The sequence below is a fragment of the Paenibacillus silviterrae genome, assembly GCF_030167925.1.
Classification (GTDB): Bacteria; Bacillota; Bacilli; order Paenibacillales; family NBRC-103111; genus Paenibacillus_G; species Paenibacillus_G silviterrae.
The window spans coordinates 55675-77812 of sequence record NZ_JASKUT010000002.1; the positions used below are offsets into that span (position 1 = coordinate 55675).

The 22138-nt window shown below is 54.7% G+C and carries 10 protein-coding genes and 1 pseudogene; all 11 read left to right on the forward strand.

Annotated elements, in window-relative coordinates:
• The first annotated feature begins 460 nt into the window (after positions 1–460).
• The 11 genes and pseudogenes from QMO62_RS24240 (at position 461) to QMO62_RS33575 (ending at position 22112) form a co-directional block, all read left to right on the forward strand.
• Complete coding sequence (locus QMO62_RS24240; RefSeq protein WP_284645079.1) at positions 461–6883, forward strand: 3-keto-alpha-glucoside-1,2-lyase-like domain-containing protein; 6423 nt, start codon at positions 461–463, stop codon at positions 6881–6883.
• Complete coding sequence (locus QMO62_RS24245) at positions 6880–12201, forward strand: CARDB domain-containing protein (protein WP_284645080.1); 5322 nt, start codon at positions 6880–6882, stop codon at positions 12199–12201. The genes QMO62_RS24240 and QMO62_RS24245 overlap by 4 nt, the downstream gene beginning before the upstream one ends.
• Before the next feature lie 59 nt (positions 12202–12260).
• Positions 12261–14267, forward strand: a complete 2007-nt coding sequence (locus tag QMO62_RS24250; protein WP_284645081.1) for an S-layer homology domain-containing protein — start codon at positions 12261–12263, stop codon at positions 14265–14267.
• A 237-nt stretch (positions 14268–14504) separates the two neighbouring features.
• A complete protein-coding gene (locus QMO62_RS24255) occupies positions 14505–15470 on the forward strand; it encodes an ABC transporter permease (RefSeq protein WP_284645082.1) in 966 nt (321 codons plus the stop codon).
• A gap of 18 nt (positions 15471–15488) precedes the next feature.
• Positions 15489–16364, forward strand: coding sequence for a carbohydrate ABC transporter permease (locus QMO62_RS24260; protein WP_284645083.1), 876 nt, complete (start codon positions 15489–15491; stop codon positions 16362–16364).
• A gap of 84 nt (positions 16365–16448) precedes the next feature.
• Complete coding sequence (locus QMO62_RS24265; protein WP_284645084.1) at positions 16449–18074, forward strand: extracellular solute-binding protein; 1626 nt, start codon at positions 16449–16451, stop codon at positions 18072–18074.
• Between the two features lie 20 nt (positions 18075–18094).
• Positions 18095–18232, forward strand: coding sequence for a hypothetical protein (locus tag QMO62_RS24270; protein WP_284645085.1), 138 nt, complete (start codon positions 18095–18097; stop codon positions 18230–18232).
• Complete coding sequence (locus tag QMO62_RS24275; protein WP_284645086.1) at positions 18229–20073, forward strand: sensor histidine kinase; 1845 nt, start codon at positions 18229–18231, stop codon at positions 20071–20073. Before QMO62_RS24270 ends, QMO62_RS24275 begins: the two co-directional genes overlap by 4 nt.
• A gap of 21 nt (positions 20074–20094) precedes the next feature.
• Positions 20095–20901 (forward strand): response regulator transcription factor, encoded by an 807-nt coding sequence (locus QMO62_RS24280; protein WP_284645087.1) that lies wholly within the window; start codon positions 20095–20097, stop codon positions 20899–20901.
• A 455-nt stretch (positions 20902–21356) separates the two neighbouring features.
• A pseudogene (locus tag QMO62_RS33570) lies at positions 21357–21961 on the forward strand (IS66 family transposase).
• Positions 21903–22112, forward strand: coding sequence for an IS66 family transposase (locus tag QMO62_RS33575; RefSeq protein ID WP_372516733.1), 210 nt, complete (start codon positions 21903–21905; stop codon positions 22110–22112). Before QMO62_RS33570 ends, QMO62_RS33575 begins: the two are co-directional and overlap by 59 nt.
• Positions 22113–22138: the final 26 nt, after the last annotated feature.

Sequence of the window (22138 nt, forward strand, 5' to 3'; positions counted from 1 at the left end):
CCTAATTTTGTAGTAAGGTTATGTTATGTACATGCTTAGGGAAACGAGATGTTTGGTTCTATTTAGGTGATATCGATACTTTTAACTTCAAAACATTATTGTCTCTCTACACAACAAATGCGGTGGCCTCGTTTTGTATGGGGCCAAATGAGCGCGAGCCAGCCGAGCGGAAGCACCAATAAGGAGGAAAATCCGTTTTTTAGCGAAGGCGCCTAGATTGAGGATTTTCTTAAACATGGGAGGGGAAAAAAGTGAGTTTTCCCATGCATTATCGGTATATACCCGTGTTTATTTTGCGAAGGCGGTTCTTGTATGCTTAACATTGTAAGCACTTTCAATCGATGGAGGGGAGGTTGGTTGGCAGGCGTACGTTCGGGAGGGATTTACGGCAGAATCCACTTTCTTAGAATAGGCTGATCATGAGACGGATGCATGAGGTTAAGACGAAGGAGGATCTTGCATGCTACGACAGAAATGGAGACGCTGTATAGCGTTTCTGACGGTGTGGGTTATGCTGGCGGGAACCGTTCTTACGAACGTTGCAACGGCGGCGGTTCCTACAGCAGGAGGCGAAGTTGTTTTATTCGAGGATACGTTTGATGAGCCCGTGGAAACCTTGAAGCACTGGAAGGCGGTTCCAGACCAATGGGAGGTGAAAAATCAGGAGAACATCAGCTATTTACACGGCTTTCACACCAATACGAGAACCTTCCTGCAGAACGTCGATTCCAGCGGGTGGAACGATTACAGGGTGGAGTTCCGTGCGAAATTTTCCTCCAAGGCAGCGGGTCGTGCGGAGTTTTTCGTAAGAGCGGATCAAAGCGGCAACTACTACTCACTGGAGGCCCAACTGGAGCAGGCGAACGCCGGGACGGTCACTTTCAAGGCACATCGCTGGGCGAACACGGTGTACCAAGGCAATCTGACGGCAAACGTCAAGCATGCCTATGATCCGAGCGAATGGCACGACTATACGGTGATTGTCACAGGCAATACCTTCAAGCTGCACCTTGACGGCCAGGAAATCATTGCAGCGACGGATCCGAACGGTCATTATGCGGCAGGTCATATCGGGTTCCGCTCCAACAATATCGGTCTGCAGGTGGACCGCGTCAAGGTACTAGGCGCAGGCACCCAGCAGGAGCCGGTAAAGGAGCTGACATTGACGCATACCCCGTTGGCGCAGGTAAACGTTGCGACGGGAGCCGAAATTACGGCGACCATCACGGCCCCGACGCCGGTAACGGCAGCGGTCTATTATCGCTATGGATACGCGGAGAACGGGGGACCATGGAATAACACCCCTATGATTAAGGGGGCGGATGACCGGTATCAGGCTCAAATTCCCCCGCCGTCGTCTTCTGAGATCACCACACTGAATTATTACATTGAGGCTTCGGACCAGAGCGGCCATTACAAATCCACCGGCTTCCGCGATGATTTTTCGAATGTGCAGCGATCCGCGGATCGTTGGTCTCAGCTTCCGGAACAATGGGATATCGTTCAGGACGGAGGACGGCAGACGATGAAGGCCAAAAACAGCAATACCCGAAATTATTTGACGGGACTGGACACCTCTAACTGGAGCGATTATGACGTAGAATTCCAAGCGAAGCTGAATAAGAAAGCGGATAACACCCGTGCTGAATTTTTCATTCGTGCGTCGGAAACGGGCAATTATTATGCTATTGAGACGCAAGTGGCGTCCGGCTCGGATACCGTTATCTTAAAGGTGCATTATTGGGAGAACGGTGTTTATAAGCAAAACTTGGCTCCCAATGTGACGACCCAATTGAATATGCTGCAGTGGAATCACTACCGCATCCAAGTACGGGACAATAAGCTGACATTATTCGCCAATGGCGACGAACTGATTTCCGCAACGGATACGGCCAATCGGTTCCCAACTGGCGGGATCGGGTTCCGATCCAACAACGTTGATTTGCAGGTGGCCGATGTTTCACTGACGGGCCCCGTCAAGGTGACGGGAGGCTCGCAGCTTACGATTGCCCATACACCGAAAAGCTCGGTAGCCTACAATACGGACGTGCCGGTAGTGTTTGAAACGACGGATACGGGCTCGCCGCAAACGGCAACGCTGCATTACCATTACGGGGATACTGCGGTGAAGAGCATCGAGCAGCGAAAGGAAACCGGCGGCACCTACACGATGACGATCCCCGGTTTGAATCGGGGCGGAGTCATCCATTATTATCTGGAGATCAAGGACGGTACGGGCCGTTCCGCTCGTTACCCCCAGACCGGGGAGCTTACCGTAAGCTCAGGCTCATTCGTGCCGTACACGGCAGGGTTTGACGACGTGCCGACCGGCAAAGCCCCGGCAGGCTGGACCGTCCGCGGCGATGTGAAGGTCGCGGAGCTGCCCGAGGGAGGCAAGGCATTAAGGCTGAACGGTCAGGTAGGGCAGGCGAATACGAGCGCCATCTTGTCCGATCCGAATTATGCCAATATGGATAATTTCTCGTTGAAGTTCCGGGCGAAGTATGTGCGTACGAGCGACCAATACTACAACGTATGGAGGCTTCGCTACCGCACGCAGAATGACAACAACAATTATTCGATGGAATGGGGTACGCATAACTGGCGTTATTTCATCATGAGAAAAACCGATCTTGGCGGCAATTATTATCTCGGCACCCACAATGAAGCCTTGGAAAACCAGTGGGTTGACTATGAGGTCCGCGTGTCGGGAATAACGCACGAGTTGTATATCAACGGCAAGCGCGTGATTGCAACGGATGATTTCGATATGCTGCGCATGGAGAAGGGATATATCCAGTTCGGCACGGTAAGCGGGATTAACCTGTTGATCGATTCGCTGGAGATAACGCCATTGGAGGCGTCCCATATTTACCATGTTGAGCCGGCGGACAATTATACGGGTATTTACGGACCCGGGCAGCAGCCAGGTTTGAAGATTCATCTTGCCGGAGGTTCGCTGCCGCACACGTACCGGGTGCAGTATACGGTCCGGCGGGCGGACGGCAATCGGGAGACGGTGGCTACCGGTGCGAAGGATTACACGGTAGCTGCGTATAGTGAGTTGAATGAGAAGCTTCACTTCGAGCCTGCGGTAACCGGGATCGGTACATACGATGTTACCGTAGACCTGTCGATCGACGGAGTCAGGCAGGAGGGCGCGGCGAAAAAGATGCGGATGGCCGTCGTGCGTGAGCTTTCGGTGAACACGGAGCAGGACATGCTGCTGGAATCCAAATTTGGCGTCAATACTCATTACAGTACAAACTGGCGGGACGATCTGATGGAAGCGGTCCGTAAGCTGGGAGCAAGGCATCACCGCAGCCATATGAATTTGGCGGATGTCTTTACAGGGGAGTATGACAGTCAGGGCCGACCTGTATTTCATTTTGAGAAGGAGGACGACTATCTTGAGAAGGTGGCAAGCTTCGGGTTGAATCAGATCCCGGTGCTCGGCTTCCTTGAGGATACCAAGAAGGCAGCCTCTTACGACGGCTTGAAGCTGATCGAGGATTTTACAAGAGAGAGCGCCAGTCGATATAAAGACCGAATTCGGCAGTTCGAAACGCCGAATGAGCCGGAGAACTATGTCAAGCCCTACATTCCGTACGAAATCGTACAGCAGTGGAAGCGCTCTTATATAGGAGCGAAGGACGGCAATCCGGATGTGACCTTTATCGCAGGCGATCATACGTCCAGCGTCGGTTCGGTCTTGCCGCCAGAGCTTGCGCTGGGAGCTTACCATTATGCCGATGCGTTCTCTTGGCATCCGTATGTCTACAATGCCATGCCGGACGGGGCGATTGAAAAATATATCGATAATGTCAGCAGTATGCTTGACGCCTACGGCGGCTGGAAGGATTTTTATTTGACTGAGGGAGGCTGGCCGACGGCCAAAGGAGGACACCCGAGCGTTAGCGAAGAGGTTCAAAGGGATTATATCGTGCGCGCCTTCCTGATCTATATGACGCAGCCGCAAGTGCGTGCCTGGGAATATTATAACTTTAAGAATGACGGCACGGATGAGAATTACTATGAAATCTTCTGGGGCATGACGGATGTGGACGGTCGTCCGAAGCTGTCTTATACGGCGGCCAACAACCTCATGACAACGCTCGACCGGGCGGAATATGCAGGACGGCTGAGCACACAGGATAGTAAGGTAAGAGCTTATGTATTCTTGAAGGAGAGCAAGCCGATTATAGCCGCATGGCGTTCCGTCGATCACAACGATAAGCCGGAGCAAAACTCTCCGACATCCCTCTTGACCGTGCCTGTAGGGACACAGGAGGTAACGGTGCGCGATATTAACGGCAATGACCAAAGGATCGCTTCGGCGAATGGTACGGTGCAGGTAACGGTATCCGGGTCGCCGATCTACATTCTTGGCGCATCAGCCGAGCTGCTGTATTCGGCAAATGCCGAGCTGCTTCGGGATTATAAGCAGGAGGCTGCGCAGCGGATCGGCAGCACGCCGACCGGAGGCACGCCGGCTCCGGGCGGAGCGCTTCAGACGCTCGAGTCCATTCAGAGAGGCTTCGAAACAGCACTGCAGGCTGCTTCGCCTGCGGCCAAATCAGCCGGACTGGAGCAGGAAATCGTGCAGGTATACGCGCTGATGAAAACGCTGGCGAGTGAGATTCAAAGCGGCAAGCTGGACCGGGTGAAGACCTTCGCCGCGCTGGAGACGCTGTACAACTACGCTGAAATCGCCTCCAAGGCGCTGATTCAGGCCAAAGCGGCGGAAGGGACGCCTCCGTCGATACCGGAATACACGCAGGGTCTTCTGAAGACGGAGGCAGCTTATAAAGCCAAGCTGGGTGAAGACCAATTGCTGCCGGTTTCCACCTCCGCGCTGCTGCGTGCCAAAAGATATGCGGACTTGGCGGCCAAAGGGAACCGTCAGGGCCGGTACGCCGAGAGCTACGCCTACGGGCTGCTGGCGAAGGAATTTGCAAAAACGCTTGAGCAGATCGTGGCCGCAGACGAACCGATATTTGTCGGGCTGTGGCTTAACGTAACGCCGATCCGGCTGAATGGGGAACCGGGCTACGCAAGCACCGTAACCGGTACGGTGGCGAACGACACGGCTGAGCCGCGGGCAGTGACCGTGCGTCTGGAGCGTCCCGATGGCTGGGGCGAGCCGGATTCCGTGACCGTGACTCTCGGACCGAATGAAGCGTATCCCTTCAGCTTCCCGTTGCATGTTCCGCTGACTGCAGGGAAGGGCTTGTATACGCCGAAGGTCATCATAGAATCAGGTGGGAAGCTGATCGATGAAGCGCGAATCGACATGCGGGTGAACGATTCGATCGAAGCGAGGATTCTTCCGGTAACGAGCTCAGTCGAAAAGCTTGAGCAGGTGGAGGTGGAACTGAAGGGAGTATCCGATCATCCGAAGACGGGCAAGGTGGTTCTGCGCGGACCGGATGGACAGGAGTTGTCTCCCATGGGCGGCACCACGTTCGCGAACCTGACGAAAGGGCAGACCATGACGATGACCTTCGCCTGGAACTACCGAACACCGCACGATTACAACGAGTACGTCAACGAACTGACGGTAACCGATACGGTAAACAACGTCACGATATTTAGGGATGAGGCGCCGCTGGATTTCCTTCTTGTGCGTAAGCGTACAGGCTCGCTAGTCGTCGATGGTAAGCTGGACGAGTGGAAGCGGGCGTTTCCTTTCCATTTGAGAGGCGGAAAGCGGACGCAGACAGGCATCTACGATCCGGAGAATGTAAGCGCTACGGCGTATCTCCTATGGGATCAGGAGCAGCTGTACCTCGGAGTCGAGGTGACGGACAACATCCATAAAAATTCGGAGAATCCTCCGAACCTGTGGAAGAACGATTCCGTTCAGACGGCGATTGACCCGTTGCACGACAGCTCGGCAAGCTACAATCAGGACGATATGGAGTGGGGCTTCGCTGTTCATAATGACGGCGCTCACGTATCTAATATTTTCTTCTCCCGTCCGCCGAATCAGAACGGCAATGTCAGCGACCTGATTCCGTACCGGATCGTAAGGGATGAGCAGAACCGGAAAACCTACTATGAAATTCAGATGCCGAAATCGATGATTCATGATTTGCACCTTGCGGAGGGGAGTGCCTTCCGGTATAACGTCGCCGTGAATGATGCGGATATGCAGGCGGGCCGGGACAACTTCATTCAATGGACGACAGGTTTGGCGGATGCCAAAAACCCGGGCAATTTTGATTTGTTTACCTTGACGGACGGCATTACGCAGCAAGAGCCGGACAACGATGCCTCTGTCAAGCTGAAGGTGAATAGGGAAATGACGGAGCTCGGTGAAGAGACTATTGTGACGGTTGCCGTGGACCATGCCAAGGACCTGTATGCTATCGATCTGTCGTTACAATATGACCGGACCCGCTATGCTCTTCAATCCGTAGAGCTGGCCGAACCGTTTAAGCCGGTCGGCGGCGGGGAACGCGCGTATGTGCTGCATACGGAGACGGACGGCCGCGTTCGCGCGGTAGCCTCGCGCGTGGCGGAGGAGCATGGCGTCAGCGGGGAGGCTGACGTGCTGCGCTTTCGCTTCCGGGCAGCAGGTACACCGGGCGCGACCCGCTGGCAGCTGAATCCGCACACGGCCATTTCCGATTCGGACGGAGGCGTAGCGACGATCGTCCTGGGGGACGATCAACCTGCAGTCGTGGTTGACTCCAAGCTGATCACCGGCTCCGAGCCCACGGCAGAGGCGCTGAGGCTGCTGGGAGGTGCGCTAGGGAAGAGATCGGGGGAAGATGGCTTTCAAGTGCAGTATGATTTGAATGCGGACGGCCGAATAGGTATTGTCGACCTTGCCTATGTCGCGCTTCGGCTATTGAGCAGGGAGGGAACGAATCCATGAAACGAACCAGGCTGATCTCCGGGATCATGGCAGTGGTAATGCTTCTCACGATGATGATACCATCGATCGGCGGCAGGGAGGTCGCTGCGGAAACGATTCAAGCAGTCCCGCAACTGATGCTGAAGGAGCTGGGCTGGTCGCCGACCAGCCCGGCCGTCGGCTCTGAGGTGACCTTCTACGCCGATGTAGAGAATCAAGGAACAGCAGCGTATGGGGATGCGCTTGGAGTGAGCTTCGCTGTGGACGGAGCAACGGTCAGCGAGGCGGTTTATGCCGGGACCTTGGGTCCTCAGCAGACGATCCGATTGACCGGCACCCGCAAGTGGACGGCCCAGCCGAACGAGCATAACATCTCGGTACAGCTTGCAGGCGGGAACGCCCGGCTTCAGCGGCTGATGGTCATGCCGGCGGCTGAGCTGGCCCGGGGCAAGCCGGTTGCTTACAGCTCCCAGAAAAGCAATCGGCCGGCAAGCAGCATCACGGACGGCGATATCGAAACGCAATGGGAATCGTCTGCCGTTCCAGCGAGCGTCACCGTCGATCTTGGTGCGGCGTACGGCGTGAACAAGGTGGTCATGAGCACGGGATTGAGCTGGAGTGCACGTACGCAGACACTGTCGGTGGAGGGAAGTCTCGACGGGAGCGTGTTTACAACCCTTGCAACACCCAAGGACTACAAGTTCCAAGCTTCTCCGGGTCATCGTCACGAAGTAAGCTTCACGACTGCTAACGTTCGGTATGTGAGAATTGTCGGGACGAAAAACACCAATGCGGCCAACGGAATCCAATTGACGCAGCTGGAGGTGTATGAGGATCCGGCCTACAAGCCGCCCGGCGGCGGGAAACCCGAGCTCGCGGTAAGCGGGCTAACCTGGGGGCCGCTAAACGCGTTTGCGGGCGATGCTATCGTCTTTATAGCCGAGTTGGAGAATCGGGGGGACGCCGATTTCGAAGGATCGCCGGAAGTGCATTTCCAAATCGGCGGGAATACAGTGACCGGTACCGCTGCCGGGTCGAGCATCCCGCGGGGATGGAAGACGACGGTTACCTCTCAGCCGTGGACGGCGCCTTCGGACGGGACCCAGACGGTTTCCGTCCAAGCGGCTACTTACGGCGCGAATGTTGCAACATACAACGTGCGCATACATGACGCGGCTTTGCGGTTGCCGCCGGAATGGACGTACTCGCAGATTGGCAACCATTCGCTGATCGGTTCGGCTCTGTACAATAACGGCAAGTTTACGCTCGAAAGCGCAGGTGCCGATTTGACAGGAAGTGCTGATGAGGCCGTCTTTGTGCATCGGAACCAGAGCGGGGATATTGCCCTGGAAGCAAGGCTTGGCGTTCTATCGGCAACGGATAATGGAGCGGGAGCCGGGATTATGTTCCGCGAGGGGCTGGCGGCGAATGACGACTTCATTTCGCTGCGTCTGCTGAAGAACAAGACGCTGCGGCTCGATATGAGAAGCAATAACGGCAGCGTCACTTCCAGCGAGCTGCTGACGGGCGTGAATGCGCCCAAGTACTTGAAGCTGGAGAAAACGGGAAATGCCTATTCCGCTTATGCGTCGGAGGACGGACTGGACTGGGGCGTACCGCTTACAACGAAGCTGCTGACACTGAGCGGGGAGCTTAAGGCCGGTTTGGTCGCGACTGCGAAGAACCGAAGTCAGCTTGCAAGGGCAGAGATAGACCACGTCCGCTTCTCGCAAATCGCCAAGGCCGATCTGAGCGTAAGCGAAATTACGCTAACGCCTGCGAATCCGAAGCCGGGCGAGACGGTTGCGTTTAGCGCCGAGGTACGGAATACGGGTCTTGAGGCGACCTCATCCACGTCAGTCGACGTTGAATTCAAGGTGGATCCCTCCATAAATTCGAAAGTTATTGCGACGGGGACACATACTGGGATTATTCAACCCGGTGAGACAGTGACCATTACAGGAACCGAAGTATGGAGCGCCCAGAAGGGGACGCATGCGATCCGTGCTGTGGTCAACCCGAACGGGCAGGCGGTGGAAAGCAATCTTTTGAATAACGAGAGGACCTTGTACGCAGCGGTTCGTGAGCCGGCGGCGAACACTGCATTCAATGAACGGGCACGATACCTTCTTGAAACCTTCTCTACGACGGAGCCACAGCAGACGGATCGGACATTATGGGTGAAGGAAGCGGTATTTTATGCTCAAGCCCGCTTCGAGCTGGCGGTCGATGTCGAACGGGCGCTCGAGTGGATGCAGAGCATCAATGACAACCCGGCCGGAGCATCGATGTTTTTTTACACGGCCAATATCGACACGTATCTGAAGTACGGACATTTGTATTCCGAGGCCTTGCGGGCAAAGGTTAAGCAGCGGCTGCAGGAGGTCGATTATTCGAACAACGGCAGTACGGAGAATCATCTGATCAAATTCAGAACGGCCGGATATTTGACCGCCCAAACGTGGCCGGACTGGAGCAAAGCGGCAGTAACGAAGCAGTTTGCGGAGCGGGATATCGTTGATATGCTCACACGCTTCGTGAAGTACGGAATGAAGGAATATGACTCGACTACATATGCCGCGCTTTATTTGGAGTGCTTGCTGATGCTGAATGACTATGCGGAGGATCCGCTATTGAGACAGCAGGCAAGGATGACGGCGGATTGGATGCTGGCGAATATCGCGGGCGAATGGGTGAACGGCTATTGGATGTCGTCTTCGCTGCGCGATTATGACGGGGTAAGTCCGAAGCTGGCGGCGGCAGGCAACGTTATGGCCTGGCTCTACCTCGGGGGAGAGGAACGGCCGCGTCTGCGGGAGAACGAGCTGTCGTATCCCGAGGGCATGTATGCGGTCATGGCCGCCTTGTCGGAATACCGGGCACCCGAGCTGGTAGAACGAATTGCCCAGGATCGTTCCGAGCCTCATCTGCATCTGGAGAGCCACGACCAGCATCCGACCAATAAGCTCAATCCTCCCTCGGGATATAGGAAAACAAGCTACTTGACCGATCGTTACGGCGTAGCGAGTCAGTTTGACGGGAACGGCAAGCTGGGCTGGTCCGACCAGCTGAGGCGCTGGCTGGTCCGGTGGGTTTCCCCGGAAGCATACAGCACGTTCTTTATGACGCACCCGAAGAGAGGGGGCATCGTCTCCGGCGGGACGGCCTACGAGCAGGTTCTGCAGAAGGACGGGGCGATCATAGCCGTCTACAACATCCCATCGGGCGACGCGTACCCTTATGTTAACGGGCCGTTCCCGGAAGGACTGCATGCGATCAAGAACGACCCCAGCGGCTGGCTGTTCGCGCATCACGGGTCCGTGCTGCTGGCCGTCAAGCCGCTGAAGCCCTATACCTGGACCTCTGCATCGATCGGGACGCTGACGGTGCCGGTGATCCGCAGCGAAGCGCTGAAGAACGGCGTCGTCGTCGAGACAGCCAAGCCGGACAGCTACGCGGAGCCCGGCGATGGGTCGCTGCCGGAAGCGCAGCGCCGCAGTGCGGAGCTGGAGCGCTTCGCCGAAGCGATCCGCACGAAGACGTCCGTCGACGTCTCGGCTCTCGATAACCCGACACCCGCTCTCAAGTACACTTCGCTTGCAGGAGACGTGCTTCGCCTCACCTACAACGGGGAGCGCAGCATCAACGGTACGGCCGTTGATTACGACCACTGGCCTTTGATCCGTTCCCCGTTTATGGATCAGCAGGTCGGAAGCAATCTGCTCACGTTAAGACAAGGCGACGAAGCGTTAGTGTACAATTTTGCGACCTGGCAAGTATCGGTGCCGACGCAGGGTCCGGATGTGTCACCGACCCGGATCTCCTGGTCGCCTGACCAGCCGGTTGTCGGACAATCACTGACTCTAAGCGCGGAAGTAACGAACGTCGGCTTGACTCCGTCGCCAGACGGAGGGATCCAAGTAACGTTCAAGGCGGACGGTACGACGATCGATACCGTGACCCGTACCGGAACGATGGCTGCCGGGGAAGCCGTCACTGTCGTTTCGCGGGGCTGGAAGCCGGCGAAGTCCGGAAGCGTGGCGGTCGAGGTTGAGGTGCGGCCCGTGGACTGGGTGGAAGCGGCGGACGGGAACAACGGTATTGCCGCAGCGATGAACGTATCCGGCTTGGAGCGGGTATTGTTCACGGACGATTTTGCTTCCGACATTACGAGCCGCTGGGATTCGGCGGGCAGTACGGGAAGCTGGTCTCACGAAACGGACGCTTCGATCGGCTCCCAGGTCATGAAGGCCAGTAATACGGCGACGACGGGCAATCCGGTACGCAAGGTGGCCAAATCGTCATTCTGGGATGATTATAATAGTTCCAATCGGGACTACAACTTTGAATTCCGAGCCAAATATGCGGGGGGACAGAGTAATAACGGAACGGGCGAGCAGTTCCGTGCGCTGGTCCGGTTTGCGAATCCGCAGAGCTATTATTATTTCGACTTTAATGACAAGAACAAGACGGTGGCGTTCCTCAAATATACGGAGGCTACCGGCTTCGTAACGATTAACCAGCCGACGAAAATTACGGATAAAATACCGGGCTTCTCGTTTGGCCAATATCATCGTTACCGCATTCAGGCGGAAGGGGACCGTTTCTCCCTGTATATCAATAACCAGCTTGTCATGCAGACCGCACCCGATACATCGGTATCGGCCGGGTCCGTCGGATTTATGAACCGGAATTCCGAGCTGTGGATCGATGAGGTAGCGGTGAAAGCGACAGCTGCGGACCCCGGTCCTGTTGATCCAACGCATTTCGAGATCGTGCTGGATCGGGTCAATGACGACGTTCAGCTGGAAGCTGTGCTTACCGCCAAGAAAGCCTCCGATCTGTACGCGGCCCAGCTTCACTTGGCTTTTGATTCGAATGTAATGACCTTGACGAGAGCTGAGGCCATGCCTGAATTCGGTGCTCATGCAACCGCTGAGTTGACGGAGCAGGGGACTTATACCCTTGTCGCCGTATCGCGTACAGCGGCAGACGGTACGCATGGCGTGGATGGGGAGGTGCCGATGTTGCGGCTGGTTTTTACACCGAAGAATAACGGTTCGGCCTACACCGTCAAGGTGCTGAAGGGATCCACCTATACGGACAGCAAGGGAGACGGGACCAAAACCTCCGAGGATAGGGAAGCGGTGCTATTATCGGCAAATACGGACGTCAACGGTGACGGAACGACGGACGTCGGAGATTTGACCTTGATCGGTAAGGCTGCCGGTAAAAATTTCCCCGAGCCAGGCTATTCGAAGGTCTATGATATGAACGGGGACGGTCGTATCGATGCAGCCGATTGGACATACGTGGCAAGGAAGCTGCTTCGGCAGTAAAACAGGATATGAAACAGATTTTGCCATGGCGAAGGCAAAACTGTCAGGGAGGATGAACCATGCGGTTGAAGATAACGGGCTTGCTCGGATTGGCGCTAGCGGTGCTGCTGGGAATGGTTCCGCAAGGCGCTCTGGCTTCGGGTCAGCAGGCGATACAGGCGGAGCTGACGCTGCACCGGTCCGGAGGAGCATCGGGTCACCCGGTTCGGGGAGAAACCATCGAGGTAGCCGTCCATGTACCGGTGTCGCAAGGCATATTTGGTGCCGAATACCGGATTACCTATGATCCGGCGTATTTGGAGCCGGCGGCGGAGTCGGAGTGGAGTATCCATGAAGGTTTCGAAGCATGGGCGAAGCGCGTAGACCGGACTGCCGGGACGATCACGATGGCCATGACGCGGCGGACGCTCCCGCCCGAGATGCAGGAGAGTCTGCAGCTTGCTGCGGTACCGTTCCGGGCGCGTTCGACGGGAGAAAGCCAGCTAAGATTGATGTCGTTTCAAGCTGTGGATACAAAGCCGAAGGAGCTTCGGACGGAGCCGGAGGCCTTGTTGCGGCTTACCGTTCTGCCGAGCCAAACGCCCGTGGAAGAGCCTGACGATGAGGATGAAGATCAAGGCTCCGGCTGGGGCAACGGTTATTCCCCGCTTCCGGCGGCCGGCGGCAGTGGTGTGGAGCCGGATATGGGGCGAATGCCTACGGCTGAGCTTGTCGAGTACGCGCTTAAGCAGCTGGATGCGCTCGCTCCTTCCAGCCCGAAGGAGCAGGTTGATCGCGTATTGCGCTGGCTGAAGGAGGCCTCTCATCGCTTGACGCGTTATGACGTCACAGCGGCAGGCGCAGCCTCACAAGGCGAATCCGAGGTTCGGCTTTCCTCTAAGGAATTCGGCAAGCATATCGACACGTACGTCAAGGTGTTGACTGCATATGAACGGCTGTCGAATAGCAAGGGGCTGCCAAGTCTGAACCATTCCGAAGGGCGCGAGATCCTCGTGGCGCCGGAGCTTTCGGCTTCTTCAGACCGGAGTCTGAGAATTCAAGTGCCGGAGACCGGGCTGGCTAAGCTCCAAGCAGCCGGGATTTCGCTTCGCTTAAGGCTGGGAAGCGTCGCGTTTCTTATTCCCCCTGGCGCGGTGAAGGCTCAGGATTCTCAGCGGGAGGGGTTGTTCGTCCAATTTGCAGCCGAGCCGTTGCCGGATAACGCCCGTCAGCGGCAGGATGGCAAACCGGGCGAAGGGTATAACCCTGTCGGTGACCGGTATGAGCTGAGTGCCGTTCGGACGGGCGACGGAGCTGCCAGCAAGCTTGTCGGCCTCTTCGACAGAAGCCTGCAGGTCGAGCTTCCGCTCCCACAGGAGGGCTTGAACGGACTTGACCCCAGAAAGCTGGGCGTCTATCGTTTCGACGAGAAGAAGTCTGCTTGGGAATATGCAGGCGGCTTGTATCGGCAAGGAGTAATGCGCTTCGAGACGGAGCATTTCAGTGAATATTCGATTATGGCATATCACAAGACATTCGATGATGTGGGACCGGGACATTGGGCCGCGGCGGATATCTCCCTGCTTGCGTCGAAGCATATCGCGACCGGCACGGACGAGAGGAATTTCACGCCGTCCGGGGACGTGACCCGGGCTCAGTTTGCCGCATTGCTTGCACGAACGCTGCGATTGGAGGCTACTGCGTCGACCGGAAGGTTCGACGACGTATCTCCATCGTCGTGGTACGCTTCCAGCGTGGAAGCGGTGGCACAGGCCGGGATCGTCGACGGAGTGGGGGAACGGCGTTACGCTCCCGAGGAACGCATAACCCGAGAGCAAATGGCTGTGATGCTCGTCAAGGCTTCCCGGTTATTGCAGCCTGAGGCCGCTGCCGTTCGCAGCGAAACGCTTCCGTTCAATGATGTCAACCGGATCAGCGAATGGGCATTGGCCGCCGTCACGGAGGCGTACCGCCTCGGCTTCATACAAGGCATTACCGATCGGGACTATGCGCCGCAGCAACAGGTTCAGCGGGCGCAGGCAGCTTCAGTGATGATCCGTCTATTAAGCGCTGCGGATCGGCTATAGGCGGTGAATCAGCCCGTCTGTCAGGCACACGACAGTGTGTGACAGGCGGGCTCTTTCCTGCCTGCACTGCTGGATGTGAAATTATAGATAACAGCATTTTGCGTGTTTTCCCCCGTAATTCTTCTTTTCTCTCCAGTTTTCGGTCGAACGGCAACAAGGTATTCTTATAGATGTAAGCCCTTTCCGAAAGGCAGCCAAACCAATACGGAAACAGAGATGAGGAGGAAAGAAAACCATATGGAGATGGAGATGAAGGACTCGAGCCCTGCACGAACGGCAGCGCGCCTCAAGCCGCGGACCCGGTCCGGACTGAGGCAACTATGGAAGTTCAGGCTGTTGTACGCCCTGCTGCTGCCCGCCTTTGCCTGGGTGTTTCTATTCGATTATTTGCCGATCTACGGCATCGGCATTGCTTTTTTGGATTACAATTTCATTCAAGGCATTTCGGGAAGCGAATGGGCGGGGCTGAAGCATTTTCGGATGCTGTTTGAATCGGAAATGTTCCGCACGGCATTCCTCAATACGCTAATTATCAACTTGTACAAGATGATCAGCGGTTTCATTTGCCCCATCCTGTTAGCGCTTGCACTGAATGAAATCCGCGTGGTTTGGTTTAAGAAGACACTTCAGACGGCGGTTTATCTTCCAAGATTTGTATCCTGGGTCGTTTATGGTGGGATTATCACACTGCTGCTGTCACCCGAGACCGGCATCGTTAACGGCATCGTTCAATGGTTTGGCGGAGAGCCTGCCTATCTGCTGGCGGAGCCCGCGTACTTCCGCACGATCCTTGTTGTCACCGACGCTATGAAGGAGATGGGCTGGGCAGCCATTATTTATATTGCCGCTATCGCCGGCCTGAACCCTGAGGTGTATGAGGCGGCTATCGTCGATGGAGCGACGCGCTTCCAACGCATCGTTCACGTCACACTGCCGGGTATTTCCAGTACGATCGTGGTGATGTTCATTCTGCGGGTGGGTCATATTATGGGCGCGGGTCTGGACCAGATCATCAACCTTTACAATCCGATGGTGTTTGAGGTGGGGGATATTCTCGACACCTACATTTACCGGATGGGGATCGAGCAATTCAACGTGAGCTTGGCGACGGCGGCTGATCTCATCAAAGGTGTGATCGGCTTTATCATGGTGCTCGCTGCCAATTATACGGCGAAGCGAATTAACGATTCGGGTATTTTCTAGGAAAGGAGGCTCCGGCAAGTGAAGCTGACCACAGGAGAAAAAACGTTTGTAACGGCTAACTACATTGTACTGACTCTATTAACATGCCTGATCGTGCTGCCGTTCTGGTACGTGATCACGGTTTCGTTAACGCCCTACCATATCTTCAGCGAACGCAACGGCATGGTTCTGCTGCCGACGTCGATCCATCTGGAGTATTACACATTTTTGCTGGAAAAAGGGTCCTTGATCTATAAAGCGTACAGTACGACGCTTCGCAATACGGCGGGAGGGGTAGTGCTCGCGCTGTTCCTCACAGCGACGGCAGCCTATGCGTTGGCCGATAAGAGATTGCCCGGGCGAAAGCTGCTCTTGCTCTATTTCGTCTTCACGATGCTGTTTCGCGGGGGCATGATTCCGACCTACATTACGATCAAAGACCTCGGACTGCTGAATACGGACTGGGTGCTTATTCTGGTCATGGCGTACAGCGCATTTTATATGATCATCATGAAAACCTTTTTCGAGGGACTTCCGGAAAGCTTGCGGGAATCGGCGGAAATCGACGGGGCTTCAGAGTTTCGCATTCTGTGGCAGATCGTACTGCCGTTGTCGATGCCGGTCATGGCTTCTATCGGATTGATGTATATGGTTGTGTACTGGAACGATTTCTTCAACGCCATGTTGTACGTTACGGATTGGAACAAAGCTCCCGTTCAGCTTGTGCTGCGAATGATCATCGCTAACTCCAGTCTTCCGCCGGAGCTGCTGGAAACGGCAGGCTCGACGCCGCCTCCAACCGTCGGAATTCAGATGGCGGCGATCGTCATTGTCGCACTGCCGATGCTGGTGATTTATCCGTTTATTCAAAAATATTTCGAGCAGGGTATGATGGTCGGCTCCGTGAAAGGCTAGCCGAATTCGGACGAAAATGTAAAGAAGCTTATCCCCCCGCATGGGATAATATATAATTTACTTATATCAAGGAGGTCTGCAAGAATGAATAACAAGAGAACGAATAAATGGTCATGGGGCATCATGGCTGCCGTTTTGACAGGCTCGGTGGTCGTGACGGGCTGCAGTGCCGATAAGACAAAGGAGAATGTTCCGGCTCCTGCGGCATCCGCGGGAAGTAAAGAGAATGAGCCGTACACGCTCAAGCTACTGCGGGCGCAGGATATCTCTAAGCCGTATGACCCAGCAAAGGATGTGGTCATGCAGGCAATTGAAAAGAAGCTGAATGTCAAGATCGTTCCGGAGCTGGTCGATGTCCAGCAGTACAAGACGAAGCTGAATCTGAAGATGTCGAGCGGCGACATTCCCGATATCGTGCGGATCGATTATGTCGACGATTTCCAAAAGTATGCGCCTCAGGGTGCCTTCGTCGACCTTACGGGTCTTATTAACGAGAAAGATACGCCGAACATATGGAAGGCGGTTCCGAAGCAGGTGCTGGAGCAGGCCAAGGTGAACGGCAAGCTGTACGGCATACCGTATCAAGGTGGCCCGGGAGCGGGCTACCGCTGGAACCTGGTGCTTCGCAAGGATTTCCTTGAGGCCGTGGGTACGAAGACGCCGAAGACTTTGGAGGAATACTACAACCTCCTGAAGAAGCTCAAAGCCGAAAAGCCGGACGTCATCCCGTTAGGTGGATATACGGCTCAGGTCGGTCAGGTGAAGTACGCGAACAATTCGTTCGATCACATTTTCGGCGCTTTCGGCGTAACGCCGGGCTATTTTACCCAGAAAGACGGTCAATTCAGCAATTACGATATCGATCCGAGAATGAAGGAAGCGCTGTTATTCCTGCAAAAGATGTACGCGGAAGGCTTGATTGACAAGGAATATGCTACGATCAAGGAAGAACAGCTGCGGGCGAAGCTGTACTCGGGCAAGCTGTTCTCCTGGATGGGCTGGTGGTCCACGGCTAAGGATTATGACGCCCAGATTGAGACGAATGAGCTGAAGAAGGCCGGGAAGCTGGCGGAGGACGGCAAGCTTCCGAATCAGGATAATGAGCCGTACAAATATTTGACTCTGACGGATTCGCTGCTCGGAACGGATGGCAAAGCCGTCGCGCCTACAGGTGCTCCGTTCGCTCAAGTCCATGCCATCAGCGCAAGAACGAAGGATCCGAAGAAGGCGCTTGCGATCATTGAGCAGTCCCTCTCCGAGGAGAATCAGATGCTGACGGTTTGGGGTATTGAAGGTGAGGACTACAAGCTGGAGAACGGCAAAATGAAGCTGATCGTTGATGCCATCGATCCGAAGACTCAGCAGGACAAGAACGGGAATTTCCGTGGTATTCAAACGTATACGTTCGCCCCGGGGCTGAACGGCTGGCCGAGATATCTGGAATCCCTGCCGACCCGTCAATCCATTGCGCTTGATGTGGCAATCAACAATAAGTATCAGATCACCGATGCGTCCAACTATCTGGATTCACCGATGAAGCTTGCCAAGCTGGTGGAATTGAACACGATGCGGGACTCCTATTTTACTCAAATCATAATGGGTGCCGATATTAAAAAGTTCGATGAGTTTGCGGAAAAGTGGAAGACTCAAGGAGGCTCGCAAATTCTGAAGGAGCTTGAGGAATCGTTCAAGAAGAAAGCCGGCAAGTAGACGTTTCGCATGTCTATTGCTTGGGGAAGCTGTCCGTTCCGGCACTGGGCGCAATGGAACGGCGGCTTCTTGGCATTTTCCACAAGAAGGAAGAAGGTGCATGGGGCGAGAATACATACGATACAAAGACTCATCCGGTGCCGGAAGGAAGGGAGTGAAGAACATCGCTAAGCCGAAGGTGAAGAAGGCTTCAAAGCTGTTTTACCGCATCAGTCTGCCGATGTTCGGGCTGATCGTCGTCATCATCGCGTTGTTCACCAGCGCGGCGAGCTATATCCTCATTCGGATTCAGAACGACCATTCGCTTCGCATGGCGGAGCAATCGATGAAATTCGTTTATCGCAATGTGTGGTACCAATTCGAAACGATGAGCAATGTAGCGGCCTTCGTGCTGTCCAACCAATCCATCGATAATTGGCTTTCCGGCAGCTACGTCAAAGATTATGAAGCGGTCGACGATTATTTCAGCCTGCAGACCAATTTGCAAAATTTATCTCTGCTGTCGCTGCTTAACAACTTCGTCCCCGAGCATGCCGCCAAGTCGTCCTATACGGTATCGGTTGCTCTTGAGCCGTCCAGCGGACTTTATAATCTGGCTCCGGAGCAGATTCAGCCCATAACGGGTATTTTTCGAAGCCGTATGATGACGAACGAGGCTTGGTATCTGAGACTGAATCGGCAGGTAAGCCCGAGCGTCTGGTGGGGAGGAAAGCAGGAGAACCATACCATGATTTACTCGGCTTACCGCAAAACGAGCAATTACAAGGGAGACAACCTTGCAACGGTGATCATCGGCTCGGACACACAGAGTATTAAGGGCGTATTTGGGAACGCCCCCATCGAGAAGGGGTATCATTTGCTGCTGGACGAAAGCAATCGCGTCATTTTCAGCGACCGGCATCCGTTTCTGCAATCGCTTGCAGACTTGTCTTTTGTCCAATCGATCTCCGGCAGCTCCGGCATGCAATTGGCCAGTATCGATGGGGAACAGCATGTCGTGATGCACGAATTGTTCGGCAACGGATGGAAGCTGCTGGCTATCGTCCCGGAGAGTCACATCAGCCGGTACACCTACGCGATCTCGCTGATCGGTTTGGCGATAGCGGCCGTGGGGCTCCTGCTGTCGGGACTGTGGCTGCGGCGAGTCGTCGTGCGGGTCACCGTCCCGATCGCAAGGCTGGTTAACGCCATGCAGCGCAAAGAGGTCATTGAATGTCAGGAGCCGCTGCCCCGGCAAGAAACCCGTATTTACGAAATTGATGCACTGGGTGAGAAGTTCGCCTCCATGCTTATGACCATTCGGAACCTGGTTGAGAAGTCGTTTGCTGAGGAGATGGAGAAGAAGGAATTGCAGCTGGAGCTGCTTCAGACGCAGATTAACCCTCATTTTCTATATAATACGCTGGATCTGATCAACTGCAGGGCGATTATGACGGGTGACAAGGACACGAGTCGTGTCGTACGCTCTCTAGCCAACATGTTTCGCTATGGCTTGAATAAGGGGAAGACCTGGATTTCGCTGGAGGATGAGCTGAGGCAGGTGGAGGCTTACCTTGATATTCAGAAGATGATGGTAAATGAGCTCACGGTTCGTTACTCGATTCCGAATGAGCTTCGGGACGCCCGGGTCATTCATCTGATTCTTCAGCCGTTAACGGAAAACTGCATTGTTCACGGATTCGGACAACGGTCGGACCGCTGTGAAATTTCCATCTCCGCCCGCGTGGAAGATGACCGACTTCATTTGCGTGTAGAGGATAATGGAGGCGGTGCCGACGCGGAAATGCTGAACCGCCGGCTTAGAGCCGCCGGGGATCTCAAGGATGACTTGGCGGAGGGTGGCTACGGGACCTTAAACGTGCATCGCCGAATTGCCTTGCACTGCCCCGGTGAATACGGGGTAAAGTACATTCCTGTGCCGAACGGGACGTGCGTAGACGTGGTCCTTCCGCTGCAGCTCGGGATGCCGGATGATGACAGCGCGGAATATGATCGTTAGGGAGAAAGGAGCGGGCACTGCATGTTGAAGCTGCTGGTGGCAGAGGATGTGAGAACGGTCAGGGAAGCGATCGTATATGCCGTCGATTGGAATGCCATCGGAGTCCGTATCGTTGCAGCGGTTGACAATGGCGAAGAGGCGCTGCGCGTACTGGAGGAGGCGGAGCCCGATATTGTGCTTACCGATATCGGCATGCCACGTATGAACGGGATCGAGCTGATTGCCGCCGTAAAGGAGAGGAGGCCGAATGTGAAATGCATTATTTTGTCCGGGCTTAGCGATTTTGAGTATGCCCGGCAGGCGCTCAAGCTGTATGTGCTTGATTATGTTCTAAAGCCGATCGATCCCGAGGAGATTCAAGCTGCCGTCCAGCGGGCGGCTGCAATGGTGAACAAGGAGCGGGAGGAGCGGCGCGGTCTCGCGCTGGCGGAGCAAGCGGTCAAGGAGAAGCTGCCGAAGCTGAGCGAGCAGATGAACAGCATTGACTTCAGCGGGAATCCGAAGAAGAAGAAGGTAGCTGAACAGACGCTGGAATACGTGCTGCAGCATTTCCGAAGCAGAGAGCTAACGCTGACCCAGATCGCGGCGGCGGTGGGCTTAAGCGAGAAGTACTTGAACCTTGTTTTCAAAGAGGTTACCGGACACACGTTAAACCATTTTATCATTCGTTTGCGGATGGAGGAGGCGGCTAGACTGCTGCAGGATCCGATCATGAAGGTGTATGAGGTGTGCGACTTGATCGGGTACTCCGACCAGGATTATTTCCGCGAAAGCTTCAAGAAGCACTACGGGGTGACGCCTACCGAATATAAAAGTAACTATTTGTGAAAGCTATCTTAATTAATCTTATATCGAGAACGTTTTATAATAATCGATATATTATTGATATTGGTTCCAATCCTTTACACTTGAGATATTAGGAAATATATTCCATAAACTGGGGAATGGCTTCCTGATGACCACACAAGGCGGTCCGAGAAGAGTTCACCGGTATATTGTGGATCAGGTAAACGCAGAAGCTGTACGGCAAAAGCTCCGAGAAAACAGCTTTCCTCCCAGTAGGGGTGGAGCAGCTGTCTTTATTTGATGAGGCAGAGAAAGCAGCTTCACGCACTGCACCGGAGCCAACTATCGAGTAGATCCAAGGCTACCAGCGAAAAAAGCAGGTAGGTGAACGAGCGGAGCTGCTTCAGGATCTTCCGCATGAGAAGCAGCTATGTCAGGTGCAGGACCGTTGTTGTGACGTATGCCATAGCGAGCTTGTCTTAGTGGGCGAAGGGTTTGTGCGTACGGAAGTGGAGTTTGTCCCTGCCCGCGTGCAAGCGATTGATTTCTACAGAGAAACCCTAGAGTGCCGGACCTGTCGGAAAGAGTACAAGCCTCATATGAAAAAGGCAGCGATGCCAACGCCGGTCATCCAGCATTCGATGGCCTCCGCTTCCTCTGTGGCATGGGTCATGTACCAGAAGTTTGTGAACAGCATGCCGCTGTACCGTCAGGAAAAGGAATGGAAAAGCATCGGCCTTGATTTGAGTCGGGCCACGATGGCGAACTGGATGATCGCGGCCACGAGAGGCTGGCTGAAGCAACTGGTGAATAGACTGCATGAGCTGCTTGTACAAGAGCGATATCTGCATGCGGATGAGACGCCCTTACAGGTGATGAATGAGAAGGGACGGAAGAACACGACCCCTCCTGCATGTGGATCTATAGCAGTGGGCATCATAGTGCGCATCCAATACGGATCTTTGAGTATCAACCAGGACGAGGGGCGAAGTACCCGCAAGCGTTCCTGAAAGGGTTCAGAAGAACGAAAGGAACAACGTCTGGTGCAGGAAAAGCCTGTACTCGATGCCTTTTGGTCATGGATAGAAACGGCCAAAGGTAAAGTTCTTCCCAAATCCAAGCTATGGGAAGCGCTGAAGTATGCACGTAACCATAAGCAAGAGTTGATGAATTGCTTTCAAGATGGGAACTGTGTGATCTCGAACAATCTAGCTGAGAACGCGTTCGTCCCTTTACAACAACATTGTACATAACGCAGAGCCTGTGGATCTTCATGGAC

Excerpts from the sequence above, each read along its gene's own strand:
- QMO62_RS24240 (WP_284645079.1), top strand. The coding sequence starts at position 461 with ATGCTACGACAGAAATGGAGACGCTGTATAGCGTTTCTGACGGTGTGG.
- QMO62_RS24245 (WP_284645080.1), top strand. The coding sequence starts at position 6,880 with ATGAAACGAACCAGGCTGATCTCCGGGATCATGGCAGTGGTAATGCTT.
- QMO62_RS24250 (WP_284645081.1), top strand. The coding sequence starts at position 12,261 with ATGCGGTTGAAGATAACGGGCTTGCTCGGATTGGCGCTAGCGGTGCTG.
- QMO62_RS24255 (WP_284645082.1), top strand. The coding sequence starts at position 14,505 with ATGGAGATGGAGATGAAGGACTCGAGCCCTGCACGAACGGCAGCGCGC.
- QMO62_RS24265 (WP_284645084.1), top strand. The coding sequence starts at position 16,449 with ATGAATAACAAGAGAACGAATAAATGGTCATGGGGCATCATGGCTGCC.
- QMO62_RS24280 (WP_284645087.1), top strand. The coding sequence starts at position 20,095 with ATGTTGAAGCTGCTGGTGGCAGAGGATGTGAGAACGGTCAGGGAAGCG.